Source organism: Enhydrobacter sp. (assembly GCF_030246845.1).
Taxonomy (GTDB): Bacteria; Pseudomonadota; Alphaproteobacteria; order Reyranellales; family Reyranellaceae; genus Reyranella.
The window spans coordinates 594907-614720 of record NZ_CP126889.1 but is presented as its reverse complement, the minus strand read 5'-3'; the positions used below and the strand labels follow the sequence as shown (position 1 = coordinate 614720).

Below are 19814 nucleotides of genomic sequence, written 5' to 3'. Positions count from 1 at the left end.
AGAGGGATTTGGCGCTTGACGTAACTCATTGGATTTGCGAGCAACGCGCGCCCGTTTTGGCGGGCCGAACAGGCTTATCTCGCGCTGCATGCCGCAGGTTCGGAGGGGTGGCCGAGCGGTCAATGGCAGCAGACTGTAAATCTGCCGACTTCGCGTCTACGAAGGTTCGAATCCTTCCCCCTCCACCAACGGCTGCAGTGTGCAGGTGGCTCTGTTCAGGAGTTGCGGGTGTAGCTCAATGGTAGAGCTCCAGCCTTCCAAGCTGGCTATGCGGGTTCGATTCCCGTCACCCGCTCCAGTTCGGGGCGAATTGTCGAGGCGGAAAAGAGAATCACGAGGGCCATGACACCATGACGAAGGCGAAGTTTGAGCGGACGAAGCCGCACTGCAACATTGGGACGATCGGTCATGTGGATCATGGGAAGACGTCGCTGACGGCGGCGATCACGAAGATCCTGGCGAAGACTGGGGGAGCGACGTTCACGGCGTACGACCAGATCGACAAGGCGCCGGAGGAGCGGGAGCGTGGGATCACGATCTCGACGGCGCATGTTGAGTACGAGACGCAGAACCGGCACTACGCGCACGTGGATTGCCCTGGGCATGCGGACTACGTGAAGAACATGATCACGGGTGCGGCGCAGATGGACGGGGCGATCCTGGTGGTGAGCGCGGCGGACGGCCCGATGCCGCAGACGCGCGAGCACATCCTTCTGGCGCGTCAGGTGGGTGTGCCGGCGCTGGTGGTTTTCATGAACAAGGTCGACATGGTGGACGACCCGGAGTTGCTGGACCTGGTGGAGCTGGAGGTTCGGGAGCTTCTGAAGAGCTACCAGTTTCCGGGGGACGACATCCCGGTGATCCGGGGCTCGGCGCTGATGGCGCTGGAGGACAAGAACCCGGAGCAGGGCGAGCAGGCGGTGCTGAAGCTGATGGCGGAGGTGGACCGCTACATTCCGCAGCCGACGCGGGACAAGGACAAGCCGTTTTTGATGCCGATCGAGGACGTGTTCTCGATCTCGGGCCGGGGCACGGTGGTGACGGGCCGGGTCGAGCGGGGCGTGATCAAGGTGGGCGAGGAGATCGAGATCGTCGGTCTGAAGGCGACGGCCAAGACGGTGGTGACGGGGGTGGAGATGTTCCGCAAGCTCCTGGACCAGGGCGAGGCGGGGGACAATATCGGAGCGCTGCTGCGCGGCATCGGGCGGGAGGACGTGGAGCGGGGCCAGGTTCTGGCCAAGCCGGGGTCGATCACGCCGCACACCAACTTCGAGGCGGAGGCGTACATCCTGACCAAGGAGGAGGGGGGCCGTCACACGCCGTTCTTCACCAACTACCGGCCGCAGTTCTACTTCCGCACGACCGACGTGACGGGGGTGGTGACGCTGCCGGCGGGGACGGAGATGGTGATGCCGGGCGACAATGCGCGCATGACGGTCGAGCTGATCCAGCCGATCGCCATGGACGAGGGCCTGCGCTTCGCCATCCGCGAGGGCGGCCGAACCGTCGGCGCCGGCGTCGTCACCAAAATCGTCAAGTAATGCTATAAATCGAACCCGCCGCCGGCTATGTCCGGCGGCGGCGCGTAGGAGTGTAGCTCAGTTGGTAGAGCATCGGTCTCCAAAACCGAGGGCCGGGGGTTCGAGTCCCTCCACTCCTGCCACTTTCTGAATGGCGAGCATGTCGATGAATCCAGTCGAATTCGTCCGGGAGGTCCGGGCCGAGGCCAGCAAGGTCACCTGGCCGACCCGGCGCGAGACCATGGTCACCACCGGCATGGTCTTTATCTTCGTCGTGATCGCGGCGCTGTTCTTCCTGGTGTCCGACAAGGTGATCGCCTTCGTCGTCCAGACGCTGCTCGGGATTTCGTGACATGGCTCATCGTTGGTACGTCGTTCATGCCTATTCGGGCTTCGAGAACAAGGTCGCCCAGTCGATCCGCGAGCAGGCCGGGAAGAAAGGCCTGAGCGAAGAGATTTCCGAGGTCATCGTGCCGACCGAGGAGGTCGTGGAGGTCCGCCGTGGCTCGAAGGTGAACACAGAGCGCAAGTTCTTCCCCGGCTACGTGCTGGTGAAGATGGATCTCAACGACGAGACCTGGCATCTCGTCAAGAACACCGCCAAGGTGACGGGCTTCCTGGGCGGCGGCGGCCGCGGCAAGCCGGTGCCGATCTCCGACGCCGAGGCCGCTCGCATCCTGCGCCAGGTCCAGGAGGGGGTGGAGCGGCCCAAGCCTGCGGTCAGCTTCGAGGTGGGCGAGCAGGTCAAGGTGGCCGACGGCCCGTTTGCCTCTTTCAACGGCACGGTCGAGGACGTGGACGAGGAACGGGCCCGCCTGAAAGTCGCCGTCTCGATCTTCGGCCGGTCGACGCCGGTCGAACTCGATTATGCACAGGTGGAAAAGCTTTAAATTCTGCCTATATAAAGCCCGAATCAGGGGGTTGTAGAGGGGCAGGGAGTTTGCTAAACCCCGCGCCCTCGGAAGGGCTGGCTGCGCGCCGGCCTTTTCTCGTGTGGTCGGTCACGTCCAGGAATCTTTGTAGATCAAGGACTTGATCAGGTACAGGTGCGGGAGGCCGGCCATGGCCGTACCGCGCCGCCCAACGGAAAGGGGCAGGCATGGCCAAGAAGATCCAGGCCTACGTCAAGCTGCAGGTGCCAGCGGGCAAGGCCAATCCGTCGCCGCCGATCGGGCCCGCGCTCGGTCAGCAGGGCGTGAACATCATGGAGTTCTGCAAGCAGTTCAACGCGCGCACGCAGAAGATGGAAGCAGGCATGCCGATCCCGGTGGTGATCACCGTGTTCCAGGACCGCAGCTTCACTTTCATCACCAAGACGCCGCCGGTGACCTACTTCCTCAAGAAGGCGGCCGGCGTCGAGTCGGGCGCCAAGATGGTCGGCACCCAGATCGTGGGCAAAGTGACGCGCAAGCAGGTCGAGGAGATCGCCAAGCAGAAGATGCCCGATCTCAACTGCGACTCGGTCGAGGCGGCGGTGGCCCAGATCGCGGGTTCGGCCCGCTCGATGGGCCTGCAGGTGGTGGAGTAGGACCATGGCGCACGGCAAGCGATACAAGGCCGCGTCCGCCGCGGTCGATCATGCCAAGACCTACTCGCTCGACGAGGCGGTCAGGATCGTCAAGGCGAACGCCAAGGCGAAGTTCGACGAGACCATCGAGGTGGCGATGAATCTCGGCATCGACCCGCGCCACGCCGATCAGGCGGTGCGCGGGATGGTCGAGCTGCCGAGCGGCACCGGCAAGACGGTGCGCGTGGCGGTGTTCGCCCGCGGCGCCAAGGCCGAGGAGGCCAAGGCGGCGGGCGCGGATATCGTGGGCGCCGAGGATCTCGCCGAGAAGATCAACGGCGGCGAGATGAATTTCGACCGCTGCGTGGCCACTCCCGACATGATGGGCGTGGTCGGACGGCTGGGTAAGGTTCTCGGCCCGCGCGGCCTGATGCCGAATCCCAAGCTCGGCACGGTGACGCAGGACGTGGCCGCGGCCGTGAAGGCGGCCAAGGCCGGCTCGATCGAGTTCCGCGCCGAGAAGGCCGGCATCGTCCATGCCGGCGTCGGCAAGGCCTCGTTCAGCGAGGAGGCGATCGCCGCCAACGTGAAGGCGCTGGTCAACGCGATCAGCCGCGCGCGACCGAGCGGCGCCAAGGGCACCTTCATCAAGAAGGTGTCGATCAGTTCGACCATGGGGCCGGGCATCAAGCTCGATCCCGCCACCGCGCTCGCGGGCTGAGCGCGGAGACCGGTCACGAGTTTCCGGCGTCGGCCGTCCCGGCTGGCGCTGGCAAGGAGGGAAGGAGCCGAGAGGCTTTCGACCTCCACCTGTCCGAGACCGCCGGTGCTTTCCGCCTTCGGGCGGAGCGTAAAGGGGAAACCCGCCAGCGCAGACGGGGGCAAGGGTATCGGCGCATGCATTCCTTTGCGAAGGCATGCGCGCGCACCCGAACTTCCGGGGCAGGCGAGCAGGGCCGCGAGGTCTCCGTTCGCTGAACCGCAAACGGAGGCTGCGTGGTCTTAACGCAGCCGGTTCGATCCGATCGTCGGGTCGGGCCTCAATTGGAGAAAGCCGTGAATCGTTCGGAGAAGGCCGAAGCGATCGCCGAGCTGAACCAGATCTTCAAGGACGCGAGCCTGATGGTGGTCACCCGCCAGTCCGGCCTCACCGTCCAGGAAGTGACGGACCTGCGTCGCAAGATGCGGGCGGCCGGTGCGAGCTACAAGGTCGCCAAGAACCGGCTCACGCTGCGTGCCCTCGAGGGCACGCCCTTCAAGGCGCTCGGGTCCTTGTTCACGGGTCCGACCGCCATCGCCTACTCCAAGGATCCGGTCGCGGCGGCGAAGGTCGTCGCGACCTTCGCCAAGGACAACGAGAAGCTCAGCATCGTCGGCGGTGCGCTGGGCGAGGAGACACTGGACGTCGCGGGCGTCCAGGCTCTCGCCACGCTGCCCTCCCTCGATGCTCTGCGGGCCCAGATCATCGGCCTTCTGCAGGCTCCGGCGACCAAGGTCGCGGGCGTGCTGCAGGCGCCGGCCGGTCAGGTCGCTCGGGTGTTCGGCGCTTACGGAGCCAAGGACGGCGCGAAGGCGGCGTGAGTCAATCTGTCGAAGTCACGATCAACGAAGTTCGGGTTATCAGGAGATAGACAATGGCCAATCTGGAAAAGCTGGTCGAGGAGCTCTCGACCCTGACGGTCCTCGAGGCCGCTCAGCTCAGCAAGCTGCTCGAGGAGAAGTGGGGCGTGAGCGCCGCCGCGCCGGTCGCTATCGCCGCGGCGCCGGGCGCTGCCGCCGCGGGCGCCGCTCCGGCGGAAGCCAAGGACGAGTTCACCGTCGTCCTGGCCGCAGCCGGCGACAAGAAGATCAACGTCATCAAGGCCGTGCGCGAGATCACCGGTCTCGGCCTCAAGGAGGCCAAGGACCTGGTCGAGGGCGCGCCCAAGCCGGTCAAGGAAGCGGTGCCGAAGGCCGATGCCGAGAAGCTCAAGGCCAAGCTCGAGGCCGAGGGCGCCAAGGTCGAGCTGAAGTAGCAATCTTTCCGGTCGGGCCGGCCTCTCCCGAGGTCGGCCCCATCGGGGCCTCTTCTCCGAGCGGATCCTGCGGGGTCCCTTCCGACAAGTGGCCCTCTGCAACGGATGGGGCAAGCGGCTGGCGGGCCGCGAGCTCCGAGAAAGCAGCGGGTGTTTCTCCGCCCTTGAACCTTCGAGGACGCAGGATGGCCACGGCCTTCAATACGCGCAAACGGATTCGTCGCTTCTTCGGCCACATCGAGTCCGTGGCGCCGATGCCCAACCTCATCGAGGTGCAGAAGAGCTCGTACGAGAGCTTCCTGCAGCGCATGACGCCGGCCGCCAAGCGCACGCAGAGCGGCCTTCAGGAAGTCTTCCGCTCGGTGTTTCCCATCAAGGACTTCGCCGAGCGCGCCAGCCTCGAGTTCGTGAAGTACGAGTTCGAGGAGCCGAAGTACGACGTCGAGGAATGCCAGCAGCGCGGCATCACCTACGCCGCGCCGCTCAAGGTGACGCTTCAGCTCGTCGTCTGGGACGTCGACGAGGAAGCCGGCTCGCGCTCGATCCGCGACATCAAGGAGCAGGACGTCTACATGGGCGACATGCCGCTCATGACCGACAACGGCACCTTCATCGTGAACGGCACCGAGCGCGTGATCGTGAGCCAGATGCACCGCTCGCCGGGCGTCTTCTTCGACCACGACAAGGGCAAGACCCACAGCTCGGGCAAGTACCTGTTCGCGGCGCGCATCATCCCCTATCGCGGCTCGTGGCTCGACTTCGAGTTCGACGCCAAGGACCTGATCCATGTCCGCATCGACCGTCGCCGCAAGATTCCGGTGACGACGCTGCTGCTCGCGCTCGACAACGATGCCACGGCCAAGAAGCGCGCATCCGCCGTCGCCAAGGGCCAGCAGCTCGACCCGGCCGAGGCGCAGGGCATGTCGCCGGAGGAGATCCTCGCCGCCTTCTACGGCCAGGTCGTCTACAAGCGCGACAAGGAAGGCTGGAACACGACCTTCGACGCCGAGGCGATGAAGGGGGTGAAGCTCACGCACGACCTCGTCAACGCCAAGACCGGCAAGACCGTGGCCGACGCCGGCGCCAAGATGACGCCGCGTCTGCTCGCCCGCCTCAAGGAGGCGGGACTGAAGGAGATCCGCGTGTCGCCCGAGGAGCTGATCGGCCGTTACGCCGCGCTCGACGTCATCAACGACAAGACGGGCGAGATCTATGTCGAGGCGGGCCAGGAGATCACGCAGGCCGTACTCGATCTGTTCGAGGAGAACGGCATCGACACGCTGCCGACGCTCGCCATCGATCATGCCAATGTCGGGCCCTATATCCGCAACACGCTGGCGGCCGACAAGAACACCAACCGCGAGGAGGCGCTGCTCGACATCTACCGCGTGATGCGGCCGGGCGAGCCGCCGACGCTGGAGCAGGCGGAGTCGCTGTTCGGCGGCCTCCTGTTCGACATCGAGCGCTACGACCTCTCGCCGGTGGGGCGCGTGAAGATGAACATGCGGCTGGGCTTCGAGGGCGTTCCCGACACCCAGCGCACGCTGCGCCGTGAGGACATCCTCGCCGTGGTCAAGGTGCTGCACGACCTCAAGGACGGCCGCGGCGAGATCGACGACATCGACCATCTCGGCAATCGCCGCGTGCGGTCGGTGGGCGAGCTGATGGAGAACCAGTATCGCGTCGGCCTGCTGCGCATGGAGCGCGCGATCCGCGAGCGCATGAGCTCGATCGACATCGATACGGTGATGCCGCACGACCTCATCAACGCCAAGCCGGCGGCCGCGGCGGTGCGCGAGTTCTTCGGCTCGAGCCAGCTCTCGCAGTTCATGGACCAGACCAACCCGCTGTCGGAAGTGACGCACAAGCGCCGTCTGTCCGCGCTGGGCCCGGGCGGCCTCACCCGCGAGCGCGCGGGCTTCGAGGTGCGCGACGTGCATCCCACGCACTACGGCCGCATCTGCCCGATCGAGACGCCCGAAGGGCCGAACATCGGCCTGATCAACTCGCTGGCGACCTATGCCCGCGTGAACCAGTACGGCTTCATCGAGAGCCCGTACCGCAAGGTCTCGCATGCCCGCGTCAGCGACGAGGTGGTCTACCTCTCGGCCATGGAGGAGGGGCGGTACACGGTCGCCCAGGCCAACGCCGCGCTCGACGCCAAGGGCAAGTTCGTGTCCGAGCTGGTGCAATGCCGCAAGGGCGGCGAGTATATCCTCGCCCGGCCCGAGACGATCGACTTCATCGACGTCTCGCCCAAGCAGATCGTTTCGGTGGCGGCGGCGCTGATCCCGTTCCTCGAGAACGACGACGCCAACCGCGCGCTGATGGGCTCCAACATGCAGCGCCAGGCGGTGCCCCTCATCCAGGCCGAATCGCCGCTGGTCGGCACCGGCATGGAGGAGGTGGTGGCCCGCGATTCGGGCGTGGCCATCGCCGCGCGCCGCACCGGCGTGGTCGACCAGGTCGATGCCATGCGCATCGTCGTGCGCGCGACCGAGGACGTCGGCCCCAACCGGCCGGCCGTCGACATCTACAATCTGCTGAAGTTCCAGCGCTCCAACCAGAGCACCTGCATCACCCAGAAGCCGCTCGTGAAGGTCGGCGACCAGGTGAAGAAGGGCGATATCGTGGCCGACGGTCCGTCGACCCGCGACGGCGAGCTGGCGCTCGGCCGCAACGTGCTCGTCGCCTTCATGCCGTGGAATGGCTACAACTTCGAGGACTCGATCCTGCTGTCCGAGCGCATCGTGCGCGATGACGTCTTCACCTCGATCCACATCGAGGAGTTCGAGGTCATGGCCCGCGACACCAAGCTCGGCCAGGAGGAGATCAGCCGCGACATCCCGAACGTCGGCGAGGAGGCCCTCAAGAACCTCGACGAGGCAGGCATCGTCTACATCGGCGCCGAGGTAAAGGCGGGCGACATCCTGGTCGGCAAGGTGACGCCGAAGGGCGAGAGCCCGATGACGCCGGAGGAGAAGCTGCTGCGCGCCATCTTCGGCGAGAAGGCGGCCGACGTGCGCGATACCTCGCTCAAGGTGCCGCCGGGCGTCGAGGGCACCGTGGTCGAGGTGCGCGTCTTCAACCGCCGCGGCGTCGACAAGGACGAGCGCGCGCTCGCCATCGAGCGCGACGAGATCGAGCGCCTGGCCAAGGACCGCGACGACGAGAAGGCCATCCTGGAGCGCAGCTTCTACGGCCAGCTCCAGGAGATGCTGCTGAACCAGACCGTGGCGGGCGGTCTGAAGGGCCTGAAACCGGGCACGCGCGTCACCGACAAGGTGCTGGGCGAGTACACTCCGGGCCAATGGCGCCAGATCGCGGTCAAGACCGACAAGCGGCAGGGCGAGATCGAGGCGCTGAACAAGCAGTTCGACGAATCGATGAAGCGCCTGCAGGACCGCTTCGACAGCAAGGTCGACAAGCTGCAGCGCGGCGACGAGCTGCCGCCGGGCGTGATGAAGATGGTCAAGGTCTTCGTGGCGACCAAGCGCAAGCTGCAGCCCGGCGACAAGATGGCCGGCCGTCACGGCAACAAGGGCGTCATCTCCCGCATCATGCCGCTCGAGGACATGCCGTATCTCGAGGACGGCACGCCGGTCGACATCGTGCTGAACCCGCTCGGCGTGCCGAGCCGCATGAACGTCGGCCAGATCCTAGAGACCCATCTCGGCTGGGCCGCCGCCGGCCTCGGCCGGAAGATCGGCGAAATGGTGAACGGCGCGCGCGACGCGTCGGTCGCCACGGTCCGCAAGACGCTGCGCGAGGTCTACGGCGAGAAGTCCTACAAGGCCGACATCGCCGACCTCGACGACGAGCGCGTGATCGAGCTCGCCGCGAACCTGAGCCGCGGCGTTCCCTTCGCCTCGCCGGTGTTCGACGGCGCGCACGAGGCCGACATCGTCGGCATGCTCGACATGGCGGGGCTCGACAAGTCGGGCCAGGTGACGCTGGTCGACGGCCGCACGGGCGAGGCCTTCGACCGCAAGGTGACGGTGGGCTACATCTACATGCTGAAGCTGCACCATCTGGTGGACGACAAGATCCACGCGCGCTCGATCGGTCCCTACAGCCTGGTCACCCAGCAGCCGCTGGGCGGCAAGGCGCAGTTCGGCGGCCAGCGCTTCGGCGAGATGGAGGTGTGGGCCCTGGAGGCCTACGGCGCCGCCTACACGCTGCAGGAGATCCTGACCGTGAAGTCGGACGACGTGGCCGGCCGCACCAAGGTCTACGAGGCCATCGTGCGCGGCGACGACACGTTCGAGGCGGGCATCCCCGAGTCCTTCAACGTGCTGGTCAAGGAGCTGCGCTCGCTCGGCCTCAATGTCGAACTCAACCAGTCGGCCGCCTGACGGCGGCCGGCCTCTCTCTTTCGTGAATTTAAGTCCAACGAACCCGTAGGACCCCGAATATGACCGACCTCATCAACGTACTGGGCCAGCCGCAGGGCACCCCGACCTTCGACGAGATCCGCATCTCGATCGCCAGTCCCGAGCGCATCCGCGCCTGGAGCCACGGCGAGATCAAGAAGCCGGAGACCATCAACTACCGCACCTTCAAGCCGGAGCGGGATGGCCTGTTCTGCGCCCGCATCTTCGGACCGATCAAGGACTACGAGTGCCTGTGCGGCAAGTACAAGCGCATGAAGTTCCGCGGCATCACCTGCGAGAAGTGCGGCGTCGAGGTGACGCTCACCAAGGTGCGCCGCGAGCGCATGGGCCATATCGAGCTGGCCTCGCCGGTGGCCCATATCTGGTTCCTGAAGTCGCTGCCGAGCCGCATCGGGCTCCTGCTCGACATGACCCTGCGCGACCTCGAGCGCATCCTCTACTTCGAGAACTACGTGGTGACCGAGCCCGGCCTGACGCCGCTCAAGTACCGCGAGCTCCTGAACGAGGAACAGTATCTCAACGCGCTCGACGAGTACGGCGACGACGCGTTCCGCGCCGACATAGGCGCCGAGGCGATCCGCGCCATGCTGCAGGCGATCGACCTCAACGAGGAAAGGCCGCGCCTGCGCGAGGAGCTGCGCGAGACCACCTCCGAGGCCAAGCGCAAGAAGCTCGTGAAGCGGCTGAAGCTGGTCGAGAATTTCATCGAATCCGGCGCCCGGCCGGAGTGGATGATCCTCGAGCTGGTGCCGGTGATCCCGCCCGAGCTGCGCCCGCTGGTGCCGCTCGACGGCGGCCGGTTCGCGACCTCGGACCTGAACGACCTCTACCGCCGCGTCATCAACCGCAACAACCGCCTGAAGCGGCTGATCGAGCTGCGCGCGCCCGACATCATCGTGCGCAACGAGAAGCGCATGCTGCAGGAGTCGGTCGACGCCCTGTTCGACAACGGCCGCCGCGGGCGCGTCATCACCGGCGCCAACAAGCGGCCGTTGAAGTCGCTCTCCGACATGCTGAAGGGCAAGCAGGGCCGGTTCCGCCAGAACCTGCTTGGCAAGCGCGTCGACTACTCGGGCCGCTCGGTGATCGTGGTCGGCCCCGAGCTCAAGCTGCACCAGTGCGGCCTGCCGAAGAAGATGGCGCTCGAGCTGTTCAAGCCGTTCATCTACTCGCGCCTGCAGAACTACGGCATGGCCAACACCATCAAGGCCGCCAAGCGCATGGTCGAGAAGGAGCGGCCCGAGGTCTGGGACATCCTCGAGGAGGTGATCCGCGAGCATCCGGTGCTGCTCAACCGCGCGCCGACGCTGCACCGCCTCGGCATCCAGGCGTTCGAGCCGGTGCTGATCGAGGGCAAGGCGATCCAGCTCCATCCGCTGGTCTGCACCGCCTTCAATGCCGACTTCGACGGCGACCAGATGGCGGTCCACGTGCCGCTCTCGCTGGAGGCCCAGCTCGAGGCGCGCGTGCTCATGATGTCGACCAACAACATCCTGAGCCCCGCGTCCGGCAAGCCGATCATCGTGCCCAGCCAGGACATCGTGCTCGGCATCTACTACATCACGCTCGAGCGCGAGGGCGAGCCGGGCGAGGGCTCGCTGTTCTCCGACATCGGCGAGCTCGAGCATGCCCTGCACAGCCGCACGCTTTCGATGCACGCCAGGATCAAGGCGCGGCTCGAGGCCTACGACGACAAGGGCGAGCTCGCCTCGCGCGTGGTCGAGACCACGCCGGGCCGCATCCTGCTGGCGCAGATCCTGCCCCGGCACCCCAATCTGCCATTCTCGCTGATCAACCGTCTGCTCACCAAGAAGGACCTGCAGAACGTCATCGACTCGGTCTACCGCCACTGCGGCCAGAAGGAGACGGTGATCTTCGCCGACCGGCTGATGGGGCTGGGCTTCTACCACGCCTGCCGCGCCGGCATTTCCTTCGGCAAGGACGACCTCGTCATTCCGGCCGCCAAGGAGAAGCTCGTTGGCCAGACGCAGAAGGAGGTCAAGGAGTACGAGCAGCAGTACCAGGACGGCCTGATCACCTCGGGCGAGAAGTACAACAAGGTGGTGGATGCCTGGTCGCGCTGCTCGGACCGCGTGGCCGAGGAAATGATGAAGGGCATCTCGACGCCCAGGCCCGGCCGGCCGGTGAACTCGGTGTGGATGATGGCGCACTCCGGTGCGCGCGGATCGACCACGCAGATGAAGCAGCTCGCCGGCATGCGCGGCCTCATGACCAAGCCCTCGGGCGAGATCATCGAGACGCCGATCATCTCGAACTTCAAGGAAGGGCTCAGCGTGCTGGAGTACTTCAACTCCACCCACGGCGCGCGCAAGGGCCTGGCCGACACCGCGCTCAAGACGGCGAACTCGGGCTACCTGACCCGCCGTCTCGTCGACGTGGCGCAGGACTGCATCATCTTCGAGGACGACTGCGGCACCAATCGCGGTCTCACCATGCGCGCCGTCGTCGACGGCGGCGACGTGATCGAGCCGCTCTCCGAGCGGGTGCTGGGTCGCACTGCGCTCGACGACGTGGTCGACCCCCTGAACGGCACCGTGATCGCCAAGGCCGGCGAGCTGATCGACGAGGTCAAGGTCGAGCAGATCGACAAGGCCGGCATCGAGGAGATCCGCATCCGCTCGGTGCTGACCTGCGACACCAAGACGGGCGTCTGCGCCAAGTGCTACGGGCGCGATCTCGCCCGCGGCACGCCGGTCAATATCGGCGAGGCGGTGGGCGTCATCGCCGCCCAGTCGATCGGCGAGCCGGGCACGCAGCTCACGATGCGCACCTTCCACATCGGCGGCGCCGCGCAGCGTGGCGCCGAGCAGTCGAGCATCGAGGCGAGCCACGACGGCCGCATCGAGGTGCGCAACCGCAACATCGTCGTGAACAGCCAGGGCATGCCGGTGGTGATGGGCCGCAATACCGAGCTGGTGCTGATCGACGGCGCCGAGCGCGAGCGCGCCAAGCACCGCGTGCCCTACGGCGCGCGCCTGCTGGTCGACAACGACGCCCCCGTCGCCAAGGGCCAGAAGCTCGCGGAATGGGATCCGTACACCTTGCCGATCATCACCGAGAAGGCGGGCAAGGCGGTCTATGTCGACCTCGTCGAGGGCGTGTCGATGCGCGAGGTGATCGACGATTCGACCGGCATCTCCAACCGCGTCGTCGTCGACTGGAAGGGCCAGCCGCGCGGCGGCGACCTGCGTCCACGCATCGCCATCCACGACGCCGAAGGCAACCCGGTGATGCTGGCGAACGGGCAGGAGGCCCGCTACCTGCTCTCGATCGACTCGGTGCTGTCGGTCGAGAACGGCCAGGAGGTCCATGCCGGCGACATCCTGGCGCGCATCCCGCGCGAGGGCGGCAAGAACCGCGACATCACGGGCGGCCTGCCGCGCGTGGCCGAGCTGTTCGAGGCGCGCAAGCCGAAGGACTTCGCGATCATCTGCGACGTCGCCGGCCGGATCGAGTTCGGCAAGGACTACAAGAACAAGCGCCGCATCCTGATCGTCCCCGAGGGCGAGGGCGCGGAGCCTGTCGAGTACCTGATCCCGAAGGGCAAGCGCATCGCCGTCCAGGAGGGCGACTACGTCGAGCGCGGCGATCTCCTGATCGACGGCAACCCGGTGCCGCACGACATCCTGCGCGTTCTGGGCATCGAGAAGCTGGCCGAATACCTCGTGAACGAGATCCAGGAGGTCTATCGGCTGCAGGGCGTGAAGATCAACGACAAGCACATCGAGGTGATCGCGCGCCAGATGCTGCAGAAGGTCGAGATCACCGACGCCGGCGATTCGACTTTCCTGGTCGGCGAGCAGGTCGACAAGAGCGAGTTCGAGATCGAGAACGCCAAGCTCGTGGCCGAGAAGCTGCGGCCCGCGAAGTCCGACCCGGTGCTGCTCGGTATCACCAAGGCGAGCCTGCAGACCAAGTCGTTCATCTCGGCGGCCTCCTTCCAGGAGACCACGCGCGTGCTCACCGAGGCGGCCGTCTCCGGCCGCATCGACAACCTGCAGGGCCTGAAGGAGAACGTGATCGTGGGCCGGCTCATCCCGGCCGGAACCGGCGGCGTCGTGAACCGGCTGAAGGCGATCGCGGCCCAGCGCGACCGGGCGATCCTCGCGGCCGGTGCCGACGGCGAGGACGAGCCGGTGCCGACCCTGGAGCAGGCCGAGCGCGCGGCCGACTGACCGCGGGCGCCACAGACATTCGAGGCCGTCGTCGCAAGACGACGGCCTTTTTTGGTGCGCCAGGCATGGCGCGTAGGTGCGAGGGCACGATTTGACCGAGTTGGTATCCGGTCGAAGACTTGGAGGTGGAAGTCCTTCACGGGCCCTGGTGATGGGAACCGTTAGCCGAACGGCAAGGGCGTCATCGTGAGATGGGGTCTGAAGGAAGCTGCAGGCAAAGTGCCGGCCTGACGAACAGGAAGCGCATATGAGGCGTCCGCCTCTGGGCGAGGGAGCCAAGAAGCCCGAAGCCCGAATATCACCCGGAAGGGGCGGGCGTAGATGCGCCAGGTAGATGGCACGAAGGTCACGCGCATTACCCTGGGAGATCTGCCGTCTTGCCCCTGGCAACAGGTGTGCTACCGGCGCTGCGAGGCGGCGGGATGGGGCGGCAGGAGTCAGCAGAGGCCGTAGTAGTCGGCGAACCGGGTCGACAAAGGGCCGAACATCAAGTGCCGGAGGGAGGTCGGTCTTTCGATGGTGACAACAGACGCAGGCGATAGCGCTGAGATGCGCCATGCCCGCCCCGAGGGTAGCGGCCGGCAGCCGCGAGAGCAGGGGACGGGTGCGTCAACCACCACGGCAAGACCGCGACCTTCCCATCCGGAGGAGGAGATGCGGCTGATGGAGAAGATCGTCAGCCGAGAGAACATGATGGCGGCCTACCATCGGGTGATGACGAACAAGGGCGCCGCAGGCATCGATCGGATGACTGTGGAGCAGTTGGCGCCGCACCTGAAGGAGCACTGGCCGCGCGTCAGAGAGGAACTGTTGGACGATCGATACAGGCCCAAGCCGGTGCGTGGGGTCGAACTCCCCAAGCCCGGCGGCGGGATGCGCCAACTGGGCATCCCGACGGTCCTGGATCGGCTGATCCAGCAGGCGATGCATCAGGTGCTGATGCCGCTGTTCGATCCGGGCTTCTCAGCGTCCTCGTACGGCTTCCGTCCGGGGCGCAGCGCGCACGACGCGGTGCTTGCCGCGCGGGCGCACATGGCCGATGGCCGACGCTTTGTGGTCGACCTCGACCTGGAGAAGTTCTTCGACCGGGTGAACCACGACGTGCTGATGGCACGGGTGGCACGCCGGGTCGAGGACAAGCGGGTATTGCGGCTGATCCGCCGCTACTTGCAGGCTGGGTTGATGACGGGCGGGTTGACGACGGTACGGACCGAAGGCACGCCGCAAGGTGGGCCTTTATCCCCGTTGCTGTCGAACATCCTGCTCGACGATCTCGACAAGGAACTCGAGCGACGGGGCCATGCCTTCTGCCGCTACGCCGACGACTGCAACATCTACGTGCGGACGAAGGCAGCCGGCGAGCGGGTGATGGCGTCGATCACACGGTTCCTTGCCGAACGACTGCGGCTGAAGGTCAACAGCGCCAAGAGCGCGGTTGACCGTCCTTGGGTACGAACGTTCCTGGGATACACCGTGACGTCCCACAAGCAGCCGCGCCTTCGGGTGGCGGCCAAGAGTGTGGGCCGGCTGCGGAACAAGCTCAGGATGACGCTACGCCAAGGACGCGGACGAACCCTGGCCCGGACCGTCGAGGACCTCGCTCCAATCCTGCGTGGCTGGATGCAATACTTCCGGCTGGCGCAGGCAAAGGGGGCCTTCGAGGACCTCGATGGCTGGCTGCGGCGCAAGCTGCGCGGCCTGCTGTGGCGGCAGTGGAAGCGTCCGCGTACACGCGCCAAGCGACTGATGCAGCGCGGCATCGATCAGGCTCGGGCGTGGCAGTCCGCCACCAACGGACGCGGCCCCTGGTGGAATGCCGGGGCCAGCCACATGAACAACGCCTATCGTGCCGCCTTCTTCGCCACCCTCGGCCTGCCGTCGCTCCAGCAACTGCATCATCGCCTCACCCGCGCTTGACGAACCGCCGTATACGGAACCGTACGTACGGTGGTGTGGGAGGGGGAGGCTGTGAAGCCTCTCCCTACCCGATTCGGCTGGCGCCGGATCGGCGCGCGACGGCTTCAGTTTTTTGTCCGGCGCGCCGCCCACTCGTCGCGCGTCAGCAGCCACACCATTTGCGATGATTCGCCGCCGACATATCGGCCGATCATGAGATCGACCAGCCGCGCGCCTTCCTTTTCCTTGATCCGGCGCGAGCCATGGTTGTCGAGCGCGTTGCTGAGCCAGAGATGCGGCCAGCCCAGCGCGCCGAAGGCATAGTCGGTGATGCAGCCCGCCGCCTCGGTCATCAGGCCGCGGCGATGGAAGGCCGGATCGAGCCAGAAGCCGCGCTGGTTGCGGCTGACGCCGTCGTCCGGCCAGAGCCCGATCAGGCCGATGAGGTCCGCCGGGCCCGACTTCGGGACGATCGCCCAATGGGACTTCTCGCCGCGCGCCATCTCGTCGAGGCAGCCGGCGATGAATGCGGCGGCGCCGTCGGGCGGATAGGGCCAGGGGATCCGGGCATCGAGCCAGCGCACCACGTCCCATTGCGGAAAGAGGCGCTGGATCACCGGAGCATCCTTGCTGCGCACCGGGCGCAGGACGAGCCGCGGCGTCTGCAGGATCGGGGTCGGAGGCATGGGCAGGGACGGCATTGGTCGGTCTCGCTTCCCTCTGCCGGAGGCGGGACCCGCTGCGCTTGCGACCCCGGCCTCGCGGCGGGGTCGGGTTTTTCAGGTCAGCTCTCGATCGGACGACCGCGCACGACTCCCCCCGCCCCCAAAGGAGCTTTGGCGGTGACGTTCGTACGCGGAGCGCGGCGCAGCATGGATGCCGACATAGCCGACGCGCCGCCCGAAGTAAACTTGGGGCCCCATGACGCGCGCGCCCACCACAAGTAGATTGATAGAATCTTGCGCCGTGTCCGGACAGCGTGTCAGGAACCGCCGCCGCCGTCACGGCCGGGGAATAGCCAGCAAAATCAAAGAGAAAAGCGCGGCGCAGCGCTTGACGCTGCGCAGGCATGGCCATATAAGCGCGCCACCTCGCCGGGGGGCTGGTAGTAGGCCGCAAAGCCTAGACGCAGCCTGACGTCGAGGACCGCTACAAGTAAGGCCATCTGGCCGCAAGGTTGCCTTTCGCGCGGGGCTGCGCTCTTGCCGCTATGCCCGCGCATTCGCTTTGCGCCGATGGCCCAATTGGGCGGACCCGAGACGGCGTTAAGGAAACCGGAAGTCGATGCCGACCATCAACCAGCTGATTGCCAAGGGCCGCCGCCCGCTCACCTCGCGTAACAAGGTGCCGGCGCTGCAGGCCTGCCCGCAGAAGCGCGGCGTGTGCACGCGCGTCTACACCACCACGCCCAAGAAGCCGAACTCGGCGCTGCGCAAGGTGGCGAAGGTGCGCCTCACCAATGCCTACGAGGTGGTGAGCTACATCCCGGGCGAAGGGCATAACCTGCAGGAGCACTCGGTGGTCATGATCCGCGGCGGCCGCGTGAAGGACCTCCCGGGCGTGCGCTACCACATCATCCGCGGCACCCTCGACACCCAGGGCGTCAAGGACCGCAAGCAGCGCCGGTCGAAGTACGGCGCCAAGCGTCCGAAGTAGGCGGGGAGGCAGACATGTCCCGTCGTCGCGCAGCCGAGAAACGCGAGGTTCTGCCGGACGCCAAGTTCGGCGATGTCGTGCTCAGCAAGTTCATGAACACGCTGATGGAGCGTGGCAAGAAGTCGGTCGCCGAGCGTGTCGTCTACGGCGCCCTCGACCAGATCGAGACCAAGCTCAAGCAGGACCCGATCCCGGCCTTTCACGAGGCGCTGGAGAACGTGAAGCCCGCGGTCGAGGTCCGCTCGCGCCGCGTCGGCGGCGCCACCTACCAGGTGCCGGTCGAGGTGCGGCCGGAGCGTCGCCAGGCGCTCGCCATCCGCTGGATCATCCAGGCCGCTCGCGACCGGTCGGGCCATAGCATGACCGAGAAGCTCTCGGCCGAATTGCTCGACGCCTTCAATCGCCGCGGCAACGCGGTGAAGAAGCGCGAGGACACCCACAAGATGGCCGATGCCAACAAGGCATTCGCGCACTACCGCTGGTAGGCGTTCCGGCCCCCCTCCACGCAGAAAGCCCTCACCATGGCTCGCACAACCCCCATCGCGCAGTACCGCAACATCGGCATCATGGCCCACATCGATGCCGGCAAGACGACGACGACCGAGCGCATCCTCTACTACACCGGCAAGTCGCATAAGATCGGCGAGGTCCACGACGGCGCCGCGACGATGGACTGGATGGAGCAGGAGCAGGAACGCGGCATCACCATCACCTCGGCGGCAACCACCTGCTTCTGGAAGAACGAGGGTGGCCCGTTCGCCGGTCCGAGCTATCGCATCAACATCATCGATACGCCGGGCCACGTCGACTTCACCATCGAGGTCGAGCGCAGCCTGCGCGTGCTCGACGGCGCGGTGTGCGTGTTCGATTCGGTCGCCGGCGTCGAGCCGCAGTCGGAGACGGTGTGGCGGCAGGCCGACAAGTACGGCGTGCCGCGCATCTGCTTCGTCAACAAGATGGACCGCACCGGCGCCAACTACTGGCGCACCGTCGACATGATCAAGGATCGCCTCGGCAGCAAGCCGCTCGTGACCCAGCTTCCGATCGGCGTCGAATCCGATTTCAAGGGCATCGTCGACCTGGCGTCCAACAAGGCGATCATCTGGCTGGAAGAGACGCTGGGCGCGAAGTTCGAAATCGTCGACGTGCCGGCCGACCTCAAGGAGCAGGCAGCCGACTACCGCACCAGGCTGATCGAGATGGCCGTCGAGCAGGACGACGCGGCGCTCGAGAAGTACCTGGGCGGCGAGGAGCCCGACTACGACACGCTGATCAAGTGCATCCGCAAGGGCACGATCTCCTATGCCTTCGTGCCGGTGCTGTGCGGTTCGTCGTTCAAGAACAAGGGCGTTCAGCCCATGCTCGACGCGGTGGTCAACTACCTGCCGGCGCCGACCGACGTGCCCGACGTCAAGGGCGTGAAGATGGGCACCGATGAGGCGATCTCGCTGCCGTCGAGCGACGAGGCGCCGCTGTCCGCGCTCGCGTTCAAGATCATGACCGACCCCTTCGTGGGCTCGCTCACCTTCGCCCGCGTCTATTCGGGCGTGCTCGAGTCGGGCACCGGGGTGCTGAACAGCACGAAGGACAGGAAGGAACGCATCGGCCGCATGCTGCTGATGCACGCCAACAATCGCGAGGACGTGAAGGAGGCGCGGGCGGGCGACATCATCGCGCTGGCCGGTCTCAAGACCGTCACCACCGGCGACACGCTTTGCACACCCGAGAATCCGGTGGTGCTCGAGAGGATGGATTTCCCCGATCCGGTCATCGAACTGGCCATCGAACCGAAGTCGAAGGCAGACCAGGAGAAGATGGGCCAGGCGCTGGGCCGGCTCGTGCAGGAGGATCCGACCTTCCGCGTCTCGACCGACCCCGAGACGGGACAGACCGTCATCAAGGGCATGGGCGAGCTCCATCTCGAGATCAAGGTCGACATCCTGAAGCGGACCTACAAGGTCGATGCCAATGTCGGCGCGCCGCAGGTCGCCTATCGCGAGACGCTGGGGCGTCGCTCCGAGATCGACTACACCCACAAGAAGCAGTCGGGCGGCTCGGGCCAGTTCGCGCGCGTCAAGCTCGTGTTCGAGCCGGGCGAGCCGGGCTCGGGCTACAGCTTCGAGAGCAAGATCGTGGGCGGCGCGGTGCCGAAGGAGTTCATCCCGGGCGTCGAGAAGGGGCTCGAGGCGTCGCGCGAGTCGGGCGTGCTGGCGGGCTTCCCGGTGATCGACTTCAAGGCCACCCTGATCGATGGCGCCTATCACGATGTCGATTCGAGCGTGCTCGCCTTCGAGATCGCCGCCCGTGCGGCCTTCAAGGAAGGGCTGCAGAAGGCGCAGTGCAAGCTCCTCGAGCCGATCATGAAGGTCGAGGTGGTGACGCCGGAAGACTACATGGGCGACTGCATCGGCGACCTGAACAGCCGCCGCGGCCAGATCCAGGGCATGGAAGCCCGCGGCAATGCGCAGGTCATCAACGCCATGGTGCCGCTCGCCAACATGTTCGGCTACGTGAACACCCTGCGTTCGATGACCCAGGGACGCGCCGCCTACACCATGACTTTCGACCATTACGCGCCGGTGCCGCAGGCAGTGGCGGATGAAGTCGTGGCCAAGCTCGCTGGCTGAGTA

Annotated in this window: 13 protein-coding genes, 3 tRNA genes and 1 pseudogene; 16 read left to right on the top strand and 1 reads right to left on the bottom strand. The window is 66.2% G+C overall.

Annotated features, from left to right (window positions below; translation table 11 throughout):
- The first annotated feature begins 101 nt into the window (after window positions 1-101).
- The 13 genes and pseudogenes from OJF58_RS03255 (at window position 102) to ltrA (ending at window position 15549) form a co-directional block, all read left to right on the top strand.
- Window positions 102-188 (top strand) — tRNA-Tyr (locus OJF58_RS03255).
- 36 nt (window positions 189-224) lie between these two features.
- Window positions 225-298 (top strand) — tRNA-Gly (locus OJF58_RS03250).
- Between the two features lie 52 nt (window positions 299-350).
- Window positions 351-1541 carry an elongation factor Tu gene (gene tuf, locus OJF58_RS03245; protein ID WP_300781621.1) on the top strand — a complete coding sequence of 397 codons (1191 nt, stop codon included), beginning with the start codon at window positions 351-353 and terminating at the stop codon, window positions 1539-1541.
- A gap of 46 nt (window positions 1542-1587) precedes the next feature.
- Window positions 1588-1663: transfer RNA gene (locus OJF58_RS03240), tRNA-Trp, on the top strand.
- Window positions 1664-1680: 17 nt separating this feature from the next.
- Window positions 1681-1872 carry a preprotein translocase subunit SecE gene (secE, locus tag OJF58_RS03235; RefSeq protein WP_300781632.1) on the top strand — a complete coding sequence of 64 codons (192 nt, stop codon included), beginning with the start codon at window positions 1681-1683 and terminating at the stop codon, window positions 1870-1872.
- Window position 1873: 1 nt separating this feature from the next.
- Window positions 1874-2410: a transcription termination/antitermination protein NusG gene (nusG, locus tag OJF58_RS03230; RefSeq protein WP_300781631.1), complete on the top strand. Its 537-nt coding sequence runs from the start codon at window positions 1874-1876 to the stop codon at window positions 2408-2410.
- A gap of 209 nt (window positions 2411-2619) precedes the next feature.
- Entirely contained in the window at window positions 2620-3048 is a 429-nt protein-coding gene (rplK, locus tag OJF58_RS03225) for a 50S ribosomal protein L11 (protein WP_300781630.1), read from the top strand.
- 4 nt (window positions 3049-3052) lie between these two features.
- A complete protein-coding gene (gene rplA / locus OJF58_RS03220) occupies window positions 3053-3748 on the top strand; it encodes a 50S ribosomal protein L1 (protein WP_300781629.1) in 696 nt (231 codons plus the stop codon).
- 335 nt (window positions 3749-4083) lie between these two features.
- On the top strand, window positions 4084-4608 hold the full coding sequence (rplJ, locus tag OJF58_RS03215; RefSeq protein WP_300781628.1) for a 50S ribosomal protein L10: 525 nt from the start codon (window positions 4084-4086) through the stop codon (window positions 4606-4608).
- A 53-nt stretch (window positions 4609-4661) separates the two neighbouring features.
- Window positions 4662-5042: a 50S ribosomal protein L7/L12 gene (gene rplL, locus OJF58_RS03210; RefSeq protein WP_300781627.1), complete on the top strand. Its 381-nt coding sequence runs from the start codon at window positions 4662-4664 to the stop codon at window positions 5040-5042.
- A gap of 185 nt (window positions 5043-5227) precedes the next feature.
- A complete protein-coding gene (rpoB, locus tag OJF58_RS03205) occupies window positions 5228-9397 on the top strand; it encodes a DNA-directed RNA polymerase subunit beta (protein ID WP_300781626.1) in 4170 nt (1389 codons plus the stop codon).
- A 59-nt stretch (window positions 9398-9456) separates the two neighbouring features.
- Window positions 9457-13539, top strand: a pseudogene (rpoC, locus tag OJF58_RS03200) (DNA-directed RNA polymerase subunit beta'); the annotation flags it as partial.
- Between the two features lie 756 nt (window positions 13540-14295).
- Window positions 14296-15549 (top strand): group II intron reverse transcriptase/maturase, encoded by a 1254-nt coding sequence (ltrA, locus tag OJF58_RS03195; RefSeq protein WP_300778228.1) that lies wholly within the window; start codon window positions 14296-14298, stop codon window positions 15547-15549.
- 104 nt (window positions 15550-15653) lie between these two features.
- Here the strand turns inward: ltrA and OJF58_RS03190 are convergent, their stop codons facing one another.
- A complete protein-coding gene (locus OJF58_RS03190; RefSeq protein ID WP_300781624.1) occupies window positions 15654-16229 on the bottom strand; it encodes a GNAT family N-acetyltransferase in 576 nt (191 codons plus the stop codon).
- A gap of 583 nt (window positions 16230-16812) precedes the next feature.
- On the opposite strand from OJF58_RS03190, the gene rpsL reads away from it, so the two are divergent.
- From rpsL to fusA, 3 genes are read left to right on the top strand one after another with little or no spacing between them, the layout of a single operon-like run.
- The gene (rpsL, locus tag OJF58_RS03185; protein WP_296387760.1) at window positions 16813-17184 is read left to right on the top strand and encodes a 30S ribosomal protein S12; all 372 of its coding nucleotides are present in this window, start codon (window positions 16813-16815) and stop codon (window positions 17182-17184) included.
- 14 nt (window positions 17185-17198) lie between these two features.
- Window positions 17199-17669, top strand: coding sequence for a 30S ribosomal protein S7 (gene rpsG / locus OJF58_RS03180; RefSeq protein ID WP_300781623.1), 471 nt, complete (start codon window positions 17199-17201; stop codon window positions 17667-17669).
- Window positions 17670-17705: 36 nt separating this feature from the next.
- Window positions 17706-19811 carry an elongation factor G gene (gene fusA, locus OJF58_RS03175; RefSeq protein WP_300781622.1) on the top strand — a complete coding sequence of 702 codons (2106 nt, stop codon included), beginning with the start codon at window positions 17706-17708 and terminating at the stop codon, window positions 19809-19811.
- Window positions 19812-19814: the final 3 nt, after the last annotated feature.

Bases quoted from the DNA above. Each gene is read 5' to 3' on its own strand.
- nusG (WP_300781631.1), top strand. From the start codon at position 1,874: ATGGCTCATCGTTGGTACGTCGTTCATGCCTATTCGGGCTTCGAGAAC.
- rplK (WP_300781630.1), top strand. From the start codon at position 2,620: ATGGCCAAGAAGATCCAGGCCTACGTCAAGCTGCAGGTGCCAGCGGGC.
- OJF58_RS03190 (WP_300781624.1), bottom strand. From the start codon at position 16,229: ATGCCGTCCCTGCCCATGCCTCCGACCCCGATCCTGCAGACGCCGCGG.
- rpsL (WP_296387760.1), top strand. From the start codon at position 16,813: ATGCCGACCATCAACCAGCTGATTGCCAAGGGCCGCCGCCCGCTCACC.
- rplA (WP_300781629.1), top strand. From the start codon at position 3,053: ATGGCGCACGGCAAGCGATACAAGGCCGCGTCCGCCGCGGTCGATCAT.
- secE (WP_300781632.1), top strand. From the start codon at position 1,681: ATGTCGATGAATCCAGTCGAATTCGTCCGGGAGGTCCGGGCCGAGGCC.
- rplL (WP_300781627.1), top strand. From the start codon at position 4,662: ATGGCCAATCTGGAAAAGCTGGTCGAGGAGCTCTCGACCCTGACGGTC.
- rpoB (WP_300781626.1), top strand. From the start codon at position 5,228: ATGGCCACGGCCTTCAATACGCGCAAACGGATTCGTCGCTTCTTCGGC.
- rpsG (WP_300781623.1), top strand. From the start codon at position 17,199: ATGTCCCGTCGTCGCGCAGCCGAGAAACGCGAGGTTCTGCCGGACGCC.
- fusA (WP_300781622.1), top strand. From the start codon at position 17,706: ATGGCTCGCACAACCCCCATCGCGCAGTACCGCAACATCGGCATCATG.
- tuf (WP_300781621.1), top strand. From the start codon at position 351: ATGACGAAGGCGAAGTTTGAGCGGACGAAGCCGCACTGCAACATTGGG.
- ltrA (WP_300778228.1), top strand. From the start codon at position 14,296: ATGGAGAAGATCGTCAGCCGAGAGAACATGATGGCGGCCTACCATCGG.